The sequence below is a fragment of the Trinickia mobilis genome, from assembly GCF_017315705.1.
Lineage (GTDB): Bacteria > Pseudomonadota > Gammaproteobacteria > Burkholderiales > Burkholderiaceae > Trinickia_A > Trinickia_A mobilis.
The window spans coordinates 188540-206691 of sequence record NZ_JAFLRF010000005.1; the positions used below are offsets into that span (position 1 = coordinate 188540).

Consider the following 18152-nt stretch of genomic DNA (forward strand, 5'->3'; position numbering starts at 1 on the left):
TTGCGATCGGTGCAACCGTCCGTACCCGCCACGGCCTCGGCTTATGGGGACCTCGGTCTATCACAAATACCCAGTATGCTAAAATTCGCGGGTTTTCCCACTCAGCCGTTTCCTCTCGCATGCCGCTTTCCCCGCCCGTGTCGCGCAAGTTGCGCCATCGCCGCGCAATTCGAGCGGAAGCGTTCGAGCGTGAAGACGGCTTGTGGGACATCGAGGCGTGCTTGACCGACCACAAGCCGCGTGACGTGGCGCTTGCGCCCGGTGTCCGGCCCAACGGCCTGCCGATCCATGAACTCTGGCTTCGCATCACGATCGATCGCAAGCTCAACGTCGTCGACGCCGAAGCGTCGTCCGACTGGGTGCCCTATCCCGGTCACTGCGAAGCCGCCAATCCCGCCTATCGCGCCCTCATCGGGCTTAACCTGTTGCAGAATTTCCGTCGCGAAGCGAACCGTCTCCTGGGCGGTACCGCGGGATGCACGCACCTCACCGAACTATGCGCCGTCCTGCCGACCGCTGCGATTCAGGCCTTCGCGGGTGACGTCTGGAACACGCGCGGCGATTCGCCGGATGAGGCAAGCCAGCACGGCACGAGCGACGCCGCGAACGCCAAGCCGCCGTTTCAGCTCGATCGCTGTCAGGCTTTGCGGTTCGACGGCGAAGCGGTACGCCAGTTTTATCCCCGCTGGTACGGCCAAGCGCCGCGCGCAGCCGAACGCCGCGATGCGGCGCTAGCTGCCGGCAGCGGAGAAGGCAGCACAGATACCAAAGTCGAGGCGCTCGCCTCGAAATAAAATTAGCGTAATCGAAGTTCAATCCCACTCTCAGACTGAAGGAATCACGCATGAAGATTCACGAGTACCAGGGTAAGGAAATCCTGCGGAAATTCGGGGTCGCGGTACCGCGCGGCAAGCCGGTGTTCTCGGTGGAAGATGCGGTCAAGGCCGCTGAAGAGTTGGGCGGCCCGGTGTGGGTCGTCAAGGCTCAGATCCACGCGGGCGGACGTGGCAAGGGCGGCGGCGTGAAGGTCGCCAAGTCGCTGGATCAGGTGCGTGAATATGCGAACCAGATCCTCGGCATGCAGCTCGTCACGCACCAGACCAGCCCGGAAGGCCAGAGGGTAAATCGTCTCTTGATCGAAGAAGGCGCCGACATCAAGAAGGAGCTGTACGTTGGCCTCGTGATCGATCGCGTGTCGCAGAAGGTCGTCGTGATGGCTTCGAGCGAAGGCGGGATGGACATCGAAGAAGTCGCCGCGAAGACGCCGGAGGCGATCCACAAGGTGGCAGTCGACCCGTCGAAGGGCCTGCTGGATTCGGAAGCCGACGATCTCGCGAAGAAGATCGGCGTGCCCGACGCCTCGATCCCGCAAGCGCGCGCGATCCTGCAAGGCCTCTACAAGGCCACGTGGGAAACCGACGCATCGCTCGCCGAAATCAATCCGCTGATCCTGACGGGCGACGGCAAGGTGATCGCACTCGACGCCAAGTTCAACTTCGATTCGAACGCGCTCTTCCGTCATCCGGAAATCGTCGCGTACCGCGATCTGGACGAAGAGGATCCGGCTGAAATCGAAGCGTCGAAGTTCGACCTCGCGTACATCTCGCTCGACGGCAACATCGGCTGCCTCGTGAACGGCGCCGGCCTCGCGATGGCGACGATGGACACCATCAAGCTGTTCGGCGGCGAGCCGGCCAACTTCCTCGACGTCGGCGGCGGCGCGACGACCGAGAAAGTGACCGAAGCGTTCAAGCTGATGCTCAAGAACCCGGGCCTGAAGGCGATCCTCGTGAACATCTTCGGCGGCATCATGCGCTGCGACGTGATCGCGGAAGGCGTAATCGCCGGTTCGAAGGCGGTGAACCTGAACGTGCCGCTCGTCGTGCGCATGAAGGGCACCAACGAAGACCTGGGCAAGAAGATGCTCGCCGAGTCCGGCCTGCCGATCATTTCGGCGGACAGCATGGAAGAAGCGGCGCAGAAGGTCGTCGCGGCTGCCGCGGGCAAATAAGGGCGCTTCCAAGAAAACGCCGGGCCGCCCCAAGTTTTCCGCCCCGGAGGAAGTCCCCTTGGGGGATTGACCCACTCGGGGGGCTTGGCGCGCAGCGCCAGGTTTGGGGGCGCCTTAATGGATACGCATGGCGGCGCGAGTGCGTCCGCGTCGGAGGGCTCAAGGCCGCGACGAGGACGCAGCAACGCGAGGCCAAACGAACAGAGGTCAATACATGTCGATTCTGATCAACAAAGACACCAAGGTCATCACGCAGGGCATCACCGGCAAGACCGGCCAGTTCCACACGCGCGCATGCCGCGAATACGCGAACGGCCGCGAAGCGTACGTCGCGGGCGTGAACCCGAAGAAGGCCGGCGAAGATTTCGAAGGCATTCCGATCTACGCGAGCGTCAAGGAAGCGAAGGCTGAAACGGGCGCGACCGTGTCGGTCATCTACGTGCCGCCGGCAGGCGCCGCTGCGGCGATCTGGGAAGCGGTGGAAGCCGATCTCGATCTCGCGATCTGCATCACCGAAGGCATTCCGGTTCGCGACATGATCGAAGTGCGCGACCGCATGCGCCGCGAAAACCGCAAGACGCTCTTGCTCGGACCGAACTGCCCGGGCACGATCACGCCGGACGAGCTCAAGATCGGCATCATGCCGGGCCACATCCACCGCAAGGGCCGCATCGGCGTCGTGTCGCGTTCGGGCACGCTGACGTATGAAGCCGTGGCGCAACTGACGGCGCTCGGCCTCGGCCAATCGTCGGCGGTCGGCATCGGCGGCGACCCGATCAATGGCCTCAAGCACATCGACGTGATGAAGATGTTCAACGACGATCCGGATACGGACGCCGTCATCATGATCGGCGAAATCGGCGGCCCGGACGAAGCGAACGCGGCGTACTGGATCAAGGACAACATGAAGAAGCCGGTGGTCGGCTTCATCGCGGGCGTGACGGCGCCTCCGGGCAAGCGCATGGGCCACGCCGGCGCGCTGATCTCGGGCGGTGCCGATACGGCCGATGCGAAGCTCGAAATCATGGACGGCTGCGGCATCAAGGTGACGCGCAACCCGTCGGAAATGGGCCGCCTGTTGAAGTCGATTCTGTAATCGACAGCCGTCCCAAGACGGGACTCAAGCCTCAAGCAAAAAACGCCGGTTCGCCGGCGTTTTTTGTTATTCTTGCGAAATCCTTTCGTAAGATGGCGGACCCGAAGCGAGGGAGCAAACATTGCTTCCTCGCTTTTTCGTTGGCCGCTTGATCGTCGCCGGCAGGCGGCATTTTTACCGACTCTCCATGCTCGAATTCTTTGCAACGCTCCATTGGGGCGCGGTTATCCAGATCGTCGTCATCGACATCCTGCTCGGCGGCGACAACGCGGTCGTGATCGCGCTTGCCTGCCGCAACCTGCCGCAGCAGCAGCGTGTGCGCGGCGTGCTGTGGGGCACCGCGGGCGCGATCGTCTTGCGGGTCGCGCTGATTTCGTTTGCCGTGGTGCTGCTCGACGTGCCGCTCTTGAAGTTCGCGGGCGGCTTGCTGCTCTTGTGGATCGGCGTGCGTCTGATGGCGCCCGCGCACGATGTGCACGAAAACATCAAGCCTGCCGACAAGCTGCTGTCCGCGATCAAGACCATCGTGATTGCCGATGCGGTGATGAGCCTTGACAACGTGATCGCCATCGCCGGCGCGGCAGAAGCCGCCGATCCGCAGCACCGGATCGCGCTCGTGATCTTCGGCCTCGTGTTCAGCATTCCGCTGATCGTGTGGGGGAGCACGCTGGTGCTGAAGCTGCTCGATCGCTTCCCGGTCATCGTCACGCTTGGCGCGGCGCTGCTCGGCTGGATCGCGGGCGGTCTCATCATCAACGATCCGGCAGGCGACCGCTGGCCGCTGCTCGATACGCCCGCCGCCGAATACGGCGCGCACATTGCGGGCGCGCTGTTCGTGGTCGTCGTCGGGTATTGTTTCAAGCGGCGAGCCGTGCGACGTGAAAGCGCCGGTGCCTCCGGCTCGGGCTCTTCCGGCGCGCGCTAGCGGGCCGCGCATTGGCCGTCCGGCCGAATGCCGCGTGCTACCCCCGCTGGCTACGATGAAGACGCCTGCCCAGTTTCCGGGCAGGCGTCTTCATTTAGGGAGCCTGCCGATGTTCGTTTTTTCTCTCCTCCGTTTTTCGGGCCGCGCTGGCGGCATGCCTGTGTTTCTTTCCGAGCCATGGGGTGCACGCGTCGTCCGAGCTTGCCGCAAGGCCGGTTTTACGCTGATCGAATTGATGATCGTGCTCGCGATCGTCGGGGTCATTGCGGCGTACGCGATCCCCGCTTACCAGGACTATCTGGCGCGCAGCCGCGTGGGCGAGGGCTTGTCGCTGGCGTCGTCGGCGCGCCTTGCGGTCGCCGAGAACGCAGCTAGCGGCAATGCGCTCGCCGGCGGCTACTCGGTGCCCCCGGCCACGCGCAACGTCGAATCGGTTCGAATCGACGACGATACCGGCCAGATCACCGTGAGCTATACGACGCGCGTTGCTCCGGAAGGCTCCAATACGCTCGTGCTGGTGCCGTCGCTGCCCGACAACGCGGAGACGCCGACGGCGCGCGTCGCGCTATCGAAGGGCGTGGCGCTCGCCGGTTCGGTGACGTGGGAGTGCTTCGCGGGCGGCAAGAGCGCGTCTTCGTTGCCGGCGCCTGGGGCGGGTCCGACGCCGTCCGATGCGCCGACGCTGCCGGCGAATCTGGCGCCGCCCGAGTGCCGCGCGTGAAGGCGATGGGGCAGGGTGGCCGCCCGGCGGGGCGGGGGCGTAGTTCCGCTCCGGGCGAAATTGGGGGCGAGCGGGCGGTCGCTCGCGCGGTGCGTCTGTTGACACTTCGGATGGGGCCGCCGCAACACGCGGCTCCCGAATTAGCCGATATTCCCGCCGTCCGGCGCACAGTGAAAGGTTTTTTTTGTATAGTGCGCCGGTTGCAGACGCCTCCGGTTCCTCATGCCCTCCCCCTTTGCACGTTATTTGTCGCTGGCTTTGCTGGCTTTCGCGTTGATTCTTCCCTACGCGGTCACCAACCATACCTATCCGATTCCGACTTTCTATGCGGAATTCACGGCGCTCGCGCTGTACCTGCTGGTCGGCGCCGGCGTCCTGTTCCTCGTGAACAGCGCGCGGCCGCGTATTCCGTATGCCTCGCCCGTTGTCTCGCTCGTGCCGCTCGCGTTCGGCCTATTGCTCGTCGCGCAGACTTTCTTGTTGCCTGTCGCGCAGCCGTCGATGAACTGGCTTGGCGCCGGCTTCCTGCTCGCTGCCTTCTTGGCTGTGCATGCGGGCTATGGGTTTGCCCGCGCGGGCTTGTCCGAAGACGCGTTGCGCTGGGCCGCCGGCGCGTTGATCGTCGGCGCGCTCTTCGCCGTGTTTAGCCAGCTCGTCCAGCTCTTTCACGCGGAGGTGCGTTTCTCGCCTTTCGTCGTCGCCTACAACATCACCGTCGAGCGCCGGCCGTTCGGCAACATGGCGCAGGCGAATCACCTCGCCACCGTGATCGCGTTCGGCATGGCCGGCGCGATGTTCCTCGCGCAAACGCGCCGGCTCAACCTGCTCGTGTGGGCGTCGGTGTCGGCGATCTGCGCGGTGGGACAGGCGCTCACCGTATCGCGCGGGCCCTGGCTGCAGACCGCGGTGATCGTCGTCGCGGGGTTCTGGATGGCGGCGGCCGAATCGCGCCGGCACGGCGGCGCGCGGCGCAATACGCGCGAATGGCTGATCCCGTTCGCGCTCGCCGTGATCTTTCTCGCCGTGAACGTGGCGGTGCGCTGGGCGAATGTGCACTACCACCTCGATCTTGCCGTATCGGCGGCGGACCGCTTCAAGGACCAAGGCCAGATCGCGCCGCGCATCGCGTTGTGGAAATACGGCCTGACGATGTTCAAGTCGCATCCGCTTCTCGGTGTCGGCTGGGGTGAGTTTCCGCGCTTTCAGTTCGCGTTCGCGAAGGCGCTCGGCGGCGTCGAGATCGCGAACAACTCGCACGACATTTTCATCGACCTGCTCGCAAAGTCCGGCCTGATCGGCCTGGGCATCCTCTTGATCGGCCTTCTGGCGTGGCTCGTGCGCGTGCTCGTCGCGCCGCAATGCGCGCCTCGCGTCTTCGGTCTTGCGCTGATTGGCGTGTTGCTGATGCATGCGCTCGTCGAATATCCGCAGCAATACATGTTCTTCCTGCTGCCGGCGATGTTCGTCTTCGGGCTGCTCGAGAGCAGGCCGCTGCGCTTCGTGCCGGGCGGATTGTCGCTCGGCATCCAGGTGGTGCTCGTGGTCGGCGGTCTGGCTGCGCTGTATCCGATCTTGCGCGACTACCAGCGCGCCGAAGTGCTGTACTACGGCGCGCGTCCCGCGGAAGAATATCGCGCCGATCCGTCGTTCCTGTTTGGCGCGTGGGGCGAGTACGGCATGGCGACGCTGCTGCCGATCGACCGCAACGATCTGCCGGTGAAGCTCGCCATGCACAAGCAGGCGATTGCGCTATTGCCGGGCGAGACCGTGTTGCGCCGCTACGCCGTGCTTCAGGCGCTCGACGGGCAGCAGAGCGCCGCCTTCGATACGGTGGACCGTCTGAAGATCTTCGCGGAGGAACTGCACGACTGGCCGTCGCAACTCGCTTCGCTCTACGCGTTGAGCGACGAGCAGCAGGCGGTGCTGGCCGGCTTCAAGGCCGAGCTGGTGAAGAAGTACGGCGTGCCGCCGAAGGACGCCAACCAGGACGAAGACGATAGCGACGATTGATCGTATCGCCGCAACTGCTCTTGAAATGCGCCGGCGCAAGCACGCCGGCGCGATCCCCGCAATCGTGCCGAACCGGCCGGGGGGCGGCCCCAACCGGTACCTGCGCGCGATAGCCGCGTTACTGCGAAGCCTCTGGCACGGACACGTAGGTGCCCGTCAGCGTCTTTTCGAATTCGGCGCTTCCGGCCATTACGGCGCGACCCAAACCCCCGACTTACCACCGTGCTTCTCCAGCACCTTCACATCGGTGATCGTCATCCCGCGGTCCACCGCCTTGCACATGTCGTAGACCGTCAGCAAGCCGACCTGCACGGCCGTCAGCGCCTCCATTTCGACGCCGGTGCGGCCAAGTGTCTCGACCTGCGCGGTGCAGACGACGCCCGGCAGCGCGTCGTCGAGCGCGAAATCCACGGTGACGCGCGTCAACGCGAGCGGATGGCACAGCGGGATCAGATCGGCCGTGCGCTTCGCGCCCTGGATTGCGGCGATGCGCGCGACGCCGAGCACGTCGCCCTTCTTGGCGTTGCCGCTCCGGATCAGCGCGAGCGTTTCGGGCAGCATGCGGATCGAGCCGCGCGCCAGCGCCACGCGCTTCGTTTCCTGCTTGCCGCCGACGTCGACCATATGGGCCTGGCCGGCTGCGTCGAAATGGGTGAGTTCTGGCATGTCGGGCTCCTTCAGAGGGCGCCTATCTTAGCAGCGACTGCGTTTGCGGCAGGCCGCTTCGCGTCATGTCCGGCTACCAGGAAGAGCGGGAAGACAAAAAGGACGGTGAGCGTCCGGTTACTGTGACGCCGGGCTCGCGACGAACCCGAAGCGCGCTTCTACCTCCGAGCGCTGCACCGCCTGCAGCGGCAAGTCGACGCCCGCGCGCCAGTGGAACTGCCCGCCGAGCCCTTCGGCGGACGGCGTCGACGAGTCCGCGAACAAATCGAGGTCATGGTCGTGCAGTACCGCGACGCGTGCCGGGCTTGACGTGTCGGCGAATAGAATCCCGCCTTCGTCGTCCGCGAACACGGCCGAAGGCTCGAACGCGCCGCCCGTCTGATCGGTCAGCGTCAGCGCGCCGCCATTCCCGCCGGCGGCGAGCCGCACGATCCACGGCGTATAGGCCAGCTCGACGTACACGCGCTGCGGTCCGTTCTGAAAGAACCATTGGCCGCGTGGGTCGCACTCGTAGTTGCGGCAGATGAAGCCGATCAGCGCCGGATGGCGGATCGGCGTGCCGCTCGCGCCGGCGGCTTGCGCCGCTTCGTCGCGCATGCGCCAGTTGCCGCGCCTGTCGAGCAGAAGCCAGCCGGTGCAGTGCGGCACGTTCGGCCATTTGGCGAGCGCCTGTTTGACGATTTCATCCATCGATAGCGAAGGGCGTGAGGTAAGAGAAGACTCGGCGCGACAGCCAGTCGATGCGGCCCGGGAATGGTCCCGTCATGAACCCGACGTGACCGCCTGCGTCGGGCTGGTCGAGTTCGATCGCAGCGGAAACATCGGCGCGCGTCGGCAGCGACGCGCAGGGCAGGAACGGGTCGTTGCGCGCGTTCAGGACGAGCGTCGGCACGGCGACGTGCGGCAGGAGCGGCCGCGTGGTCGCGGACGTCCAATAGTCGTCGGTATTGCGAAAGCCGTGCAGTGGCGCGGTGACGACGTTATCGTACTCGTACATCGTGCGGCACGCGAGCACCGCGTCGCGATCGAAGAGACCCGGGTATTGGTCCAGCTTCAAGAGCGCCTTGCGCTTGAGCGTCTTGAGGAAGCTCTTCGTGTAGACCATCGAAAAGCCCTGCGACAGCGCGCGCCCGCCCGCGTGGACATCGAGCGGCGCCGAGATGGCGGCCGCCGCCGCGACGAACGACGCGTCCTCGCGCCGCTCGCCGAGCCAGCGCAGCAACACATTGCCGCCGAGCGACACACCCGCGACGACGATCGGCCCCTGGTGCACGCGGCGCAGGCGGCGCAGCACCCAGTCGACTTCGTTGCTGTCCGCGAGGTGATAGAAGCGCGGCAGCAGATTGAGCGGTCCGCTGCAACTGCGAAAGTGGGGAACGACGCCGTGCCAGCCGTGCGCGCAGGCCGCCGACATCAGCGTGCGCGCGTAGTGCGAATCCGAATTGCCTTCGAGGCCATGGAACAGCACGAAGAGCGGCGCATTTGCCGCGGGGGCAGCGCTGCCGCGTGCGCGGTAGTCGAGCCAGTCGAGTTCGATGAAGTCGCCGTCGGGCGTGTCCCAGCGCTCGCGCCGGTAGTCGACGGCGGGGCGGCGCCCGAAGAGCGCGGGAACGATGGTCTGCGCGTGGCTCGTCGGGAGCCAGAGCGGCGGGGTGTACAGCATGTCGACCAGCGTATCGCGGGCCGCCCGGCCCGCCGCCGGCATCGACGCTGAGTTCTTATGCGCCGTACTCATGCCATCCCCCCCACAAACTCAATCTCTATCTATCGAGCGCAGCCGCGCGTGCGGTGCGCTCAGTGCAGCGGCCCCTGCCCGTGCCGCAGCTTCGCGGCAAAGTGCGTGGCCGTTTCTTCCGGCATCGGGCTCGCGTGAATGTGCGCGATGCGCCATTCGCCGCGCTCGTGAACCATCACGTACGTCGAGAACACCATGCGCGGCGTGTCGAGCGGGCCGGCCGGCTGGTGCGCTTCGGCGATCGCGTAGACGACGGTGCCGAGACTGTCGTAGACGCGGATGTCGAGCGGCTCGATCGACGCCGGCGACGCCCCCGCTTCCAGTTGAGCCGCGAGCCCCGCACGAATGCTTTCGAGACCGTGCCAGTGCGAGCCGTCCGCGCAGATATAGCTCGCGAAGTCTTCGTCGATCCACAGGCTCATCATGCTGTCGATGCTGCCATCCGTGACGGCCTGGTAGAACGCGTTGAGGGAATCGGCTGCGGCTTCGAAGAGGCGGGCAAAACGTGGCATGGCTCGTTAGTCTCTTGCGCGCGGCGGCGCGCCGTTTCGGTCAGTGATATTGAACGCACAAACGATTCATGGCTTCCGTGCGTCAGCGCTCGCCGAGCAGCATCCCGCGCAGGTCGCCGAATACCTGCTCCGCGCTCAGTTCGCGCAGGCAATTCAAATGGCCCAGCGGACATTCGCGCTGAAAACAGGGACTGCATTCGAGATGCAGCCATTGTACCTTTGCGAGTTCGGACAATGGCGGCGTGTGGCGCGGATCAGTCGAGCCGTAGACGGCCACGAGCGGGCGCCGCAAGGCGGCCGCGACGTGCATGAGACCGGAATCGTTGGTGACGACGGCGCTTGCCCGCGAGATCAGCGCGCAGGCTTCGCCGAGCGACGTTTGTCCGCAGAGGTTGCGCACGTTCGGCGCCCGTTCGGAGATCGCTTGCGCAATGGGGGCGTCCTTGCCCGAGCCGAGCGCGACGATCTGGGTGTACGGAAACGACTGTCCGACGATCTGCGCGAGCGCCGCGAAGTGCTCGGGCGGCCAGCGCTTCGCGCTGCCGTACTCGGCGCCGGGACAGAACACGACGAGCGGCACGCGGGTATCGAGATTGAAGCGCGCCGATGCGCGCGCGGCCTCGTTCAGATCGGACTCGAGCCGCGGCGCCGGCAGGCTTTCCTGCAGCTTCGGAACATTGGCGCCGGGCGCGTAGGCGAGCGCGGCGTAATGGCCGCTCATCGGCGGACGCTCGTCCTTGCGCGGATTCGCGTGGCGCACGTTCAAGAGGCCGTAGCGTTTTTCGCCCGTGTAGCCGATGCGCAGCGAGATGCCCGCCAGCCAGGGGATCAGCGCCGATTTGAGCGAATTCGGCAGCACGTAGGCGGCGTCGTAGCCGACGTCGCGCAGGTCGCTCGCGAGCTGCCAGCGGCGCAGCAGTTGCAGCTTGCCGTGGGCGAGATCGGTCGCGTAGACATCGTGGATTTCCGGCATCCGTTCGAGCACGGGCGCGACCCAGCCGGGCGCGACCGCATCGATGACGATGCGCGGATGAAGCTTCTTCAGCAGCGCAAACAGCGGTTGCGCCATCAATGCGTCACCGATCCAATTCGGTGCGATAACCAACGCGCGACGCATCAGTAGGGATTCCGATGTCGTGTGAAAACGCGGCGCGCGGAGCGCGTCGCGTTTGGATTGTGAGGGGGAGAGGGGCCGCGCTGCGGCCGGTCGGTGCGCCGCGCTCGCGCGCCGCGCCGGCTCAATGGCCCTTGATGACTTCGCCGTCGCGCAGCTTGTAGCGCGTGCTGCAGTACGGGCAACGCGCTTCGCCGTGCGTGACGTCGATGAACACGCGCGGATGCGTCATCTTGCGGTCCATGTTCGGGTTCGGGCAGTACGCCGGCAGATCCTTGGCCGTCAGTTCGACCAGCGGCATTTCCTTGATTTCGCTCATGAGGACAAATTCTCGTGGTATGCGTGTGGGCGCCGCCTGCGTTCCGGGCGGCGCCAGAATTAGATTTTAGTCAGCCAATGCGCGTATTTCGGGTTCTTGCCGGCGACCACATCGAAGAACGCCGATTGCAGCTTCTCGGTGACGGGGCCGCGCGCGCCGCTGCCGATCGTGCGGTTGTCGAGCTCGCGGATCGGCGTGACTTCGGCGGCGGTGCCGGTGAAGAACGCTTCGTCGGCCGTATAGACTTCGTCGCGCGTGATGCGCTTTTCGATCACTTCGATGCCGGCGTCCTTCGCGAGCGTGATGACGGTGTCGCGCGTGATGCCGTCGAGGCACGACGACAGATCGGGCGTGTAGAGCTTGCCGTTGTTCACGAGGAAGAAGTTTTCGCCGGAGCCTTCCGAGACGTAGCCGTCGACGTCGAGCAGCAGCGCTTCGTCGTAGCCGTCGGCGGTGGCTTCCTGGTTCGCGAGAATCGAGTTCACATACCAGCCGGACGCCTTGGCGCGCACCATCGACACGTTCACGTGGTGGCGCGTGAACGACGAGGTCTTCACGCGGATGCCCTTCGCGAGCCCGTCTTCGCCGAGATAGGCGCCCCACGGCCACGCGGCGATGGCGACGTGGATCGTGTTGCCCTTCGCGGACACGCCGAGCTTTTCCGAGCCGACCCAGACGATCGGGCGCAGGTAGCACGATTCGAGCTTGTTCTCGCGGACCACTTCGCGCTGTGCGCCTTCGATCGTTTCGCGGTCGAACGGCACGTCCATCTGGAAGATCTTGGCGGAATTGAAGAGGCGCTTCGTATGTTCCTTGAGACGGAAGATCGCGGTGCCGCTGTCCGTCTGGTAAGCGCGCACGCCTTCGAAGACGCCCATGCCGTAGTGCAGGGTATGAGTCAGGACGTGGATCTTGGCATCGCGCCAGTCGATCAGCTTGCCGTCCATCCAGATCTTGCCGTCGCGATCGGCCATTGACATACGTTTCTCCTAACGGTGGGGGGCGTTCAAGGCGATAAGGGGCACATTTTAGCGTCTTTTGCACCGCGACCGGGCGTTTGGCCGCCGCCTCGTCTTATAATTTGCCGCTCGCCCAAACCGGCGGGCTCGAGCGGCGACGCGGCCCGAGACACGCGCAGACCGCCGGTCTGGTCCCGATTTCCGCTCCCACGGTGTCCCGCCACTGCCACGCTATGCTCCCCCGCCTGTCCGACACCGATCGCGCCGCCTTCAAGCAGGGCGTCCGCACGATTTCGCCGACCCTGACGGCGATGTTCTCCTGGGGGCTCGTCACCGGAATCGCGATGAGCAAATCGGTGCTGACCGTGCCGCAGGCGCTGGCCATGTCGCTCCTGGTCTACGCCGGGTCGTCGCAACTCGCGGTGTTGCCGCTGCTCGCCGCCAAGCTGCCGGTCTGGACCGTGCTTCTCACGGCGGCGATGGTGAACCTGCGCTTCGTGATCTTCAGCGTCGGGCTCGCGCCGCATTTCTCCTACCTGTCGCTGCCGCGACGCCTGGTGCTCGGGTACTTCAACGGCGACGTCGTCTACTTGCTGTTTCAGAAGAAGAACTTCGCGCCGGGCCTGGTGCCGGGAAAGCAAGCCTATTTCTGGGGGATGGCGCTGATGTGCTGGGCGGCCTGGCAGGTGTCGTCGATCGCCGGCATCCTGCTCGCGAGCCTCTTTCCCGATAACTGGGGCCTGAGCCTCGCCGGCACGCTCGCGCTGGTTCCGATCATGGTCTCGGCGATCGTGAGCCGCTCGACGCTCGTCGCGGTCAGCGTGGCCGGCGTCGTCGCGCTGCTCGCCGACGCGCTGCCGTACCGGCTCGCGCTGCCGCTCGCCGTGGTCGCCGCGCTCGCCGCCGGCAGCGCCGCCGATCTGATCGCCGAGCGCGCCGACTTGAAACGCATCCGCGCCGAGGGCAAGGCCGGCGATCGCAACGCTCGCCATCCTCGCAACCGTCAGGAAGATCCGCAATGACGACGACGCAAATCTGGCTCGCCATCTTCGGGATGCTGGTCGTGACCGCGCTCACGCGGGCGTTCTTCCTGATCGGCGGGGAGCGCACGGTGCTGCCCGAGCGCGTGCAGCGCGCGCTGCGCTGCGCGCCGGCCGCCGCGCTCGTCGCCGTCGTGCTGCCGGACGTGCTGGTGACGTCCGGGGGCATTTCGTTCGGCACCGCGAACCACGCGTTCTACGGCACGCTGGCCGGTCTCGCGTGGTTTTTGTGGCGCCGCAGCATGCTTGGGACGATCGTCGTCGGCATGCTGGTTTTTACCGCAATGCGGTTCCTGGTCTAGCAGACCGGGGTTCGCGCGGCGCGCGGGCGCCGTCCGCGATGCTGCGACGCAGCATCGCGGCGTTGCCGCCAAATACGGGACATTCGCTCCTGGACGGGTCAGTCCGACATGGGGATCGGCTAAAATGCACGCTTTCTGTTGCGGTGCGCTCGTGGTGCCGCGGCGCAGTCGAAGCTGCGGCGCGCACGGCGGGCCAAGCCTTTCGGGCGCTTGGCAGTCCGGAATGGAGGCCGGTCCTGGAGTCAAGCAAGCCGGCGGCGCACCGCGCGCGAATCGCCTTTCAATCAACCCGCATGAATCGATTCCCATGAGCCAAGTACTGCGTCTCTCCGATTTGATCTCCGAAGGCAAGCTATCCGGCAAACGCGTGTTCATCCGCGCCGACCTCAACGTGCCGCAGGACGACGACGGCAACATCACCGAAGACACCCGCATCCGCGCCTCCGTGCCGGCCATCAAGGTCGCGCTCGACGCCGGCGCCGCCGTGATGGTCACGTCGCACCTCGGCCGTCCGACCGAGGGCGAGTTCAAGCCGGAAGACTCGCTCGCGCCGGTGGCGAAGCGCCTCGCCGAACTGCTCGGCCGCGACGTGCCGCTCGTCGCCAATTGGGTCGAGAACGGCGTGAACGTCGCGCCCGGCTCGGTCGTGCTGCTCGAAAACTGCCGCGTGAACAAGGGCGAGAAGCAGAATTCCGACGAGCTCGCGCAGAAAATGGCGAAGCTCTGCGATGTCTACGTGAACGACGCGTTCGGCACCGCGCACCGCGCCGAGGCGACCACGCACGGCATCGCGAAGTACGCGCCCGTCGCCTGCGCCGGGCCGCTGCTCGCGGCCGAGCTCGACGCGCTCGGCCGCGCGCTCGGCAACCCGAAGCGCCCGCTCGTGGCGATCGTCGCGGGCTCGAAGGTGTCCACCAAGCTCACCATCCTGAAGTCGCTTGCCGAGAAGGTCGATCAGCTGATCGTCGGCGGCGGCATCGCGAACACGTTCATGCTCGCGGCCGGCCTCAAGATCGGCAAGTCGCTCGCTGAAAGCGACCTGGTCGACGAGGCGAAGGCGATCATCGAAGCGGCCCGCGCGCGCGGCGCGTCGGTGCCGATCCCGAGCGACGTCGTCACCGCGAAGGAATTCGCGCCGACCGCCGCGGCCGTGACCAAGCCCGTCAGCCAGATCGAAGCCGACGACATGATCCTCGACATCGGGCCGGAAACCGCCAAGGCGCTCGCAACCCAGTTCGGCAGCGCGGGCACGATCGTCTGGAACGGCCCGGTCGGCGTGTTCGAGTTCGACCAGTTCGGCAACGGCACGAAGACGCTCGCCGAGGCGATCGCGAAGTCGCCCGCGTTCTCGATCGCAGGCGGCGGCGACACGCTCGCGGCGATCGCCAAGTACGGCATTCAGGACAAGGTGAGCTACATCTCGACGGGCGGCGGCGCGTTCCTCGAATTCCTCGAGGGCAAGAAGCTGCCCGCGGTCGAAGTGCTCGAAGCGCGAGCCTGATCGTGACGGCGCGCGCACCCTCCGGCAAGCCGGTGAAACCGGCTAAGGCGAAGTCCGGCGCGCGCGTCGCGCCGGGCGGCAAAGCCACCGCAAACGCGTCTGCCGCGGCGTCAGCCCGCCCGGCCGATGCGTCGGCAAAACCCACCCCAGTTCCGGCGATTGACCTCCCCACCGCGCGCCCCCGCGGTCAGTCCGCCGGGCAAGCAGTCGAGCCAGCAGCCATCCCGGCAACCGCGCAAGCCGATGCCGGTGCAGTGTCTCAACCGGCGGCGCAGCCCGGCGCGAAAGCACCGGCTGCGCCCGCTGGCGCAGCAACTCCGATTCTGACCGACCAAGAGACGCCGGCCCAAACCGGCGCACAGCCGGCTGCGTCCGCCCCGGACCAGCCTTCGCACCCGACTCGCAGCGTTGTCAATCCCAGCGATTCCACTCAGACGAGGAGACTCATGCATCGCGCCACCAAGATTGTCGCCACCATCGGCCCGGCCTCCAGCACGCCGGAAATTTTGCTTCAGATGATTCAAGCCGGGGCCGACGTGGTGCGGCTCAATTTTTCGCACGGCACGGCCGACGATCACCGCCAGCGCGCCGAATTCGTGCGCGAGGCCGCGCGCATCGCGGGCCGCGAAGTCGGCATCATGGCCGACTTGCAAGGGCCGAAGATCCGTGTCGGCAAGTTCGAGAACGGCAAGACCTTGCTCGTGCCGGGCAACCCGTTCGTCCTCGACGCCGGCTGCGAGCTCGGCAACGACGACCGCGTCGGCCTCGATTACAAGGATCTCCCGCGCGACCTGAAGGCCGGCGACGTGCTGCTCCTGAACGACGGCCTCATCGTGCTGACGGTCACGCACGTGATCGGCGAAGAGATCCACACGGTCGTGAAGGTCGGCGGCGAGCTGTCGAACAACAAGGGCATCAATCGCCAGGGCGGCGGCCTGACCGCGCCGGCGCTGACTGCGAAGGACATGGAGGACATCAAGACGGCGCTGGCGATCGGCGTCGAGTTCATCGCGGTGTCGTTCCCGAAGAACGCGACCGACATGGAAATGGCGCGCCAGCTCGCGAACATCGCGGGCGCGCCTTACGGCATCAAGCCGAAGATGATCGCCAAGATCGAGCGCGCCGAGGCGATTCCGGCGCTGCAGGGCATTCTCGACGCGTCGGACGGGATCATGGTCGCGCGCGGCGATTTGGCCGTGGAAGTCGGCAATGCGGCCGTGCCCGCGCTGCAAAAGCGCATGATCCGCATGGCGCGCGATTCGAACAAGTTCGTGATCACGGCGACGCAGATGATGGAGTCGATGATCCACGCGCCGGTGCCGACGCGCGCCGAAGTGTCGGACGTCGCCAACGCGGTGCTCGACGGCACCGATGCGGTGATGCTGTCGGCGGAATCGGCGGCGGGCAAATACCCGGTGCAGACGATCGAGACGATGGCGGCGATCTGCGTCGAAGCGGAAAAGTCCGAGCACGTCGAGCTCGACAAGGACTTCCTCGACCGCACGTTCACGCGCATCGACCAGTCGATCGCGATGGGCGCGCTCTTCACCGCGTACCACCTCGGCGCGAAGGCGATCGTCGCGCTCACGGAGTCGGGATCGACCGCGCTGTGGATGTCGCGCCACTGGACGCACGTGCCGATCTTCGCGCTCACGCCGCGCATCAACAGCCAGCGCGCGATGGCGCTCTACCGCAACGTGACGCCGCTGCCCGTCGAGTCGAACAACGACCGCGACGCGGCGCTGCAGCGCGCGCTCGAAGTCGTCGTGTCGAAGGGCTATGCGTCGCGCGGCGACATGGTCGTCTTGACCGTCGGCGAGCCGATGGGGCAGGCCGGCGGGACGAATACGCTGAAGATCGTGCGGGTCGGCGAGGCGTTCTGAGCGCGGCTCGACCGCCGCCGCTCCAGCCGCCGTTCCAGCTGTAGGAACGAACTTTGCGGCGCCGGTCACGAGCCGGCGTTCGCCAACGCACCGGAGCGCGACGCGCTTCGCGATAAAATTGCGCCTAACCGCACCGGCGCCGCACCTCGGCCGCCGTCAAGCAAAAAGATTCGTTCAATCCAAGGAGTACAAGCATGCCTCTCGTATCAATGCGTCAACTGCTGGATCACGCAGCCGAAAACGGCTACGGGCTGCCCGCGTTCAACGTGAACAACTTGGAGCAGGTGCAGGCGATCATGGCCGCCGCGGATCAAGTCGGCGCGCCCGTCATCATGCAGGCTTCGGCCGGCGCGCGGAAATACGCGGGCGAGCCGTTCCTGCGTCACCTGATCGAAGCGGCGATCGAGTCGTATCCGCACATTCCGGTCGTGATGCACCAGGACCACGGCCAGTCCCCGGCCGTGTGCATGGCGGCGGTCCGCAGCGGTTTCACGAGCGTGATGATGGACGGCTCGCTGGAAGCCGACGGTAAGACAGTGGCGTCGTACGAGTACAACGTCGACGTGTCGCGCAAGGTCGTCGAGATGGCGCACTCGATCGGCGTGACGGTCGAGGCGGAGCTCGGCGTGCTCGGCTCGCTCGAAACGATGAAGGGCGACAAGGAAGACGGCCACGGCGCGGAAGGCACGATGACGCGCGAGCAGCTGCTGACCGACGTCGAGCAGGCCGCCGACTTCGTGCGCGCAACGCAATGCGACGCGCTCGCGATCGCGATCGGCACCTCGCACGGCGCCTACAAGTTCACGAAGAAGCCGACGGGCGACATCCTCGCGATCGACCGCATCAAGGAAATCCACGCGCGCATTCCGAATACGCACCTGGTGATGCATGGTTCGTCGTCGGTGCCGCAGGAGCTGCTCGCGGAAATCCGCGAATTCGGCGGCGACATGAAGGAAACCTACGGCGTGCCGGTCGAGGAAATTCAGGAAGGCATCAAGCACGGCGTGCGCAAGGTCAACATCGACACCGACCTGCGCCTCGCGATCACCGGTGCGATTCGCCGCTATCTGGCGGAAAATCCCGGCAAGTTCGACCCGCGCGACTATCTGAAGCCGGCACGCGAAGCTGCGAAGAAGATCTGTGTCGACCGCTATCTCGCGTTCGGCTGTGAAGGCCAGGCCGCGAAGATCAAGCCGCTGCCGCTCGACAAGATCGCCGAGAAGTACAAGTCGGGCGAACTCGCACAGATCGTGCGCTAAGCCTGGCGGACCGCTCGCGCCGCTCAAGGCCTGGCCAGGCGGCCGAGTTGTGGACCGATCGCCGTTCCCGCATGATCTGGGGAACGGCGTTTGGCTTTT

At 65.9% G+C, this 18152-nt stretch carries 18 protein-coding genes; 11 read left to right on the forward strand and 7 right to left on the reverse strand.

Annotated features, from left to right (window positions below; genetic code table 11):
* The first annotated feature begins 119 nt into the window (after positions 1 to 119).
* The 6 genes from J3489_RS09325 to J3489_RS09350 all read left to right on the forward strand — a co-directional run bounded on the left by J3489_RS09325 (position 120) and on the right by J3489_RS09350 (position 6763).
* Positions 120 to 794 (forward strand): DUF2889 domain-containing protein, encoded by a 675-nt coding sequence (locus J3489_RS09325; RefSeq protein ID WP_206997433.1) that lies wholly within the window; start codon positions 120 to 122, stop codon positions 792 to 794.
* Positions 795 to 844: 50 nt separating this feature from the next.
* Positions 845 to 2011, forward strand: coding sequence for an ADP-forming succinate--CoA ligase subunit beta (gene sucC, locus J3489_RS09330; protein WP_206997434.1), 1167 nt, complete (start codon positions 845 to 847; stop codon positions 2009 to 2011).
* Positions 2012 to 2225: 214 nt separating this feature from the next.
* Positions 2226 to 3107, forward strand: coding sequence for a succinate--CoA ligase subunit alpha (sucD, locus tag J3489_RS09335; RefSeq protein ID WP_136894786.1), 882 nt, complete (start codon positions 2226 to 2228; stop codon positions 3105 to 3107).
* A 187-nt stretch (positions 3108 to 3294) separates the two neighbouring features.
* On the forward strand, positions 3295 to 4032 hold the full coding sequence (locus J3489_RS09340; protein ID WP_206997435.1) for a TerC family protein: 738 nt from the start codon (positions 3295 to 3297) through the stop codon (positions 4030 to 4032).
* Positions 4033 to 4186: 154 nt separating this feature from the next.
* Positions 4187 to 4753, forward strand: a complete 567-nt coding sequence (locus J3489_RS09345; RefSeq protein WP_206997587.1) for a pilin — start codon at positions 4187 to 4189, stop codon at positions 4751 to 4753.
* 222 nt (positions 4754 to 4975) lie between these two features.
* Entirely contained in the window at positions 4976 to 6763 is a 1788-nt protein-coding gene (locus tag J3489_RS09350) for a Wzy polymerase domain-containing protein (RefSeq protein WP_206997436.1), read from the forward strand.
* Positions 6764 to 6952: 189 nt separating this feature from the next.
* Here J3489_RS09350 and moaC read toward each other — a convergent pair whose 3' ends face one another.
* The 7 genes from moaC to J3489_RS09385 form a co-directional block, all read right to left on the reverse strand.
* Positions 6953 to 7429 (reverse strand): cyclic pyranopterin monophosphate synthase MoaC, encoded by a 477-nt coding sequence (gene moaC, locus J3489_RS09355; RefSeq protein WP_206997437.1) that lies wholly within the window; start codon positions 7427 to 7429, stop codon positions 6953 to 6955.
* Between the two features lie 117 nt (positions 7430 to 7546).
* The gene (locus tag J3489_RS09360; RefSeq protein WP_206997438.1) at positions 7547 to 8119 is read right to left on the reverse strand and encodes a DUF2946 family protein; all 573 of its coding nucleotides are present in this window, start codon (positions 8117 to 8119) and stop codon (positions 7547 to 7549) included.
* Complete coding sequence (locus J3489_RS09365) at positions 8112 to 9164, reverse strand: YheT family hydrolase (protein ID WP_206997439.1); 1053 nt, start codon at positions 9162 to 9164, stop codon at positions 8112 to 8114. The genes J3489_RS09360 and J3489_RS09365 overlap by 8 nt, the downstream gene beginning before the upstream one ends.
* A 59-nt stretch (positions 9165 to 9223) precedes the next feature.
* Positions 9224 to 9676: a nuclear transport factor 2 family protein gene (locus J3489_RS09370; protein ID WP_206997440.1), complete on the reverse strand. Its 453-nt coding sequence runs from the start codon at positions 9674 to 9676 to the stop codon at positions 9224 to 9226.
* An 82-nt stretch (positions 9677 to 9758) separates the two neighbouring features.
* Positions 9759 to 10793 (reverse strand): lipopolysaccharide heptosyltransferase II, encoded by a 1035-nt coding sequence (waaF, locus tag J3489_RS09375; RefSeq protein ID WP_206997441.1) that lies wholly within the window; start codon positions 10791 to 10793, stop codon positions 9759 to 9761.
* Positions 10794 to 10914: 121 nt separating this feature from the next.
* Positions 10915 to 11109, reverse strand: coding sequence for a zinc-finger domain-containing protein (locus tag J3489_RS09380; RefSeq protein ID WP_206997442.1), 195 nt, complete (start codon positions 11107 to 11109; stop codon positions 10915 to 10917).
* Between the two features lie 59 nt (positions 11110 to 11168).
* The gene (locus J3489_RS09385) at positions 11169 to 12089 is read right to left on the reverse strand and encodes a branched-chain amino acid transaminase (protein ID WP_206997443.1); all 921 of its coding nucleotides are present in this window, start codon (positions 12087 to 12089) and stop codon (positions 11169 to 11171) included.
* A gap of 212 nt (positions 12090 to 12301) precedes the next feature.
* On the opposite strand from J3489_RS09385, the gene J3489_RS09390 reads away from it, so the two are divergent.
* The 5 genes from J3489_RS09390 (at position 12302) to fba (ending at position 18053) form a co-directional block, all read left to right on the forward strand.
* Complete coding sequence (locus tag J3489_RS09390) at positions 12302 to 13090, forward strand: AzlC family ABC transporter permease (RefSeq protein ID WP_206997588.1); 789 nt, start codon at positions 12302 to 12304, stop codon at positions 13088 to 13090.
* The gene (locus J3489_RS09395) at positions 13087 to 13410 is read left to right on the forward strand and encodes an AzlD domain-containing protein (RefSeq protein WP_206997444.1); all 324 of its coding nucleotides are present in this window, start codon (positions 13087 to 13089) and stop codon (positions 13408 to 13410) included. The genes J3489_RS09390 and J3489_RS09395 overlap by 4 nt, the downstream gene beginning before the upstream one ends.
* A 307-nt stretch (positions 13411 to 13717) precedes the next feature.
* Complete coding sequence (locus J3489_RS09400) at positions 13718 to 14911, forward strand: phosphoglycerate kinase (protein ID WP_206997445.1); 1194 nt, start codon at positions 13718 to 13720, stop codon at positions 14909 to 14911.
* Between the two features lie 446 nt (positions 14912 to 15357).
* Positions 15358 to 16794: a pyruvate kinase gene (pyk, locus tag J3489_RS09405; protein WP_206997446.1), complete on the forward strand. Its 1437-nt coding sequence runs from the start codon at positions 15358 to 15360 to the stop codon at positions 16792 to 16794.
* A gap of 194 nt (positions 16795 to 16988) precedes the next feature.
* A complete protein-coding gene (gene fba, locus J3489_RS09410) occupies positions 16989 to 18053 on the forward strand; it encodes a class II fructose-bisphosphate aldolase (RefSeq protein WP_206997447.1) in 1065 nt (354 codons plus the stop codon).
* Positions 18054 to 18152: the final 99 nt, after the last annotated feature.

Bases quoted from the DNA above. Each gene is read 5' to 3' on its own strand.
- J3489_RS09325 (WP_206997433.1), top strand. From the start codon at position 120: ATGCCGCTTTCCCCGCCCGTGTCGCGCAAGTTGCGCCATCGCCGCGCA.
- J3489_RS09390 (WP_206997588.1), top strand. From the start codon at position 12,302: ATGCTCCCCCGCCTGTCCGACACCGATCGCGCCGCCTTCAAGCAGGGC.
- J3489_RS09385 (WP_206997443.1), bottom strand. From the start codon at position 12,089: ATGTCAATGGCCGATCGCGACGGCAAGATCTGGATGGACGGCAAGCTG.
- fba (WP_206997447.1), top strand. From the start codon at position 16,989: ATGCCTCTCGTATCAATGCGTCAACTGCTGGATCACGCAGCCGAAAAC.
- J3489_RS09340 (WP_206997435.1), top strand. From the start codon at position 3,295: ATGCTCGAATTCTTTGCAACGCTCCATTGGGGCGCGGTTATCCAGATC.
- waaF (WP_206997441.1), bottom strand. From the start codon at position 10,793: ATGCGTCGCGCGTTGGTTATCGCACCGAATTGGATCGGTGACGCATTG.
- J3489_RS09370 (WP_206997440.1), bottom strand. From the start codon at position 9,676: ATGCCACGTTTTGCCCGCCTCTTCGAAGCCGCAGCCGATTCCCTCAAC.
- J3489_RS09360 (WP_206997438.1), bottom strand. From the start codon at position 8,119: ATGGATGAAATCGTCAAACAGGCGCTCGCCAAATGGCCGAACGTGCCG.
- sucD (WP_136894786.1), top strand. From the start codon at position 2,226: ATGTCGATTCTGATCAACAAAGACACCAAGGTCATCACGCAGGGCATC.
- J3489_RS09345 (WP_206997587.1), top strand. From the start codon at position 4,187: ATGCCTGTGTTTCTTTCCGAGCCATGGGGTGCACGCGTCGTCCGAGCT.
- J3489_RS09350 (WP_206997436.1), top strand. From the start codon at position 4,976: ATGCCCTCCCCCTTTGCACGTTATTTGTCGCTGGCTTTGCTGGCTTTC.
- sucC (WP_206997434.1), top strand. From the start codon at position 845: ATGAAGATTCACGAGTACCAGGGTAAGGAAATCCTGCGGAAATTCGGG.
- J3489_RS09395 (WP_206997444.1), top strand. From the start codon at position 13,087: ATGACGACGACGCAAATCTGGCTCGCCATCTTCGGGATGCTGGTCGTG.
- J3489_RS09365 (WP_206997439.1), bottom strand. From the start codon at position 9,164: ATGAGTACGGCGCATAAGAACTCAGCGTCGATGCCGGCGGCGGGCCGG.
- J3489_RS09400 (WP_206997445.1), top strand. From the start codon at position 13,718: ATGAGCCAAGTACTGCGTCTCTCCGATTTGATCTCCGAAGGCAAGCTA.
- pyk (WP_206997446.1), top strand. From the start codon at position 15,358: ATGCATCGCGCCACCAAGATTGTCGCCACCATCGGCCCGGCCTCCAGC.
- moaC (WP_206997437.1), bottom strand. From the start codon at position 7,429: ATGCCAGAACTCACCCATTTCGACGCAGCCGGCCAGGCCCATATGGTC.
- J3489_RS09380 (WP_206997442.1), bottom strand. From the start codon at position 11,109: ATGAGCGAAATCAAGGAAATGCCGCTGGTCGAACTGACGGCCAAGGAT.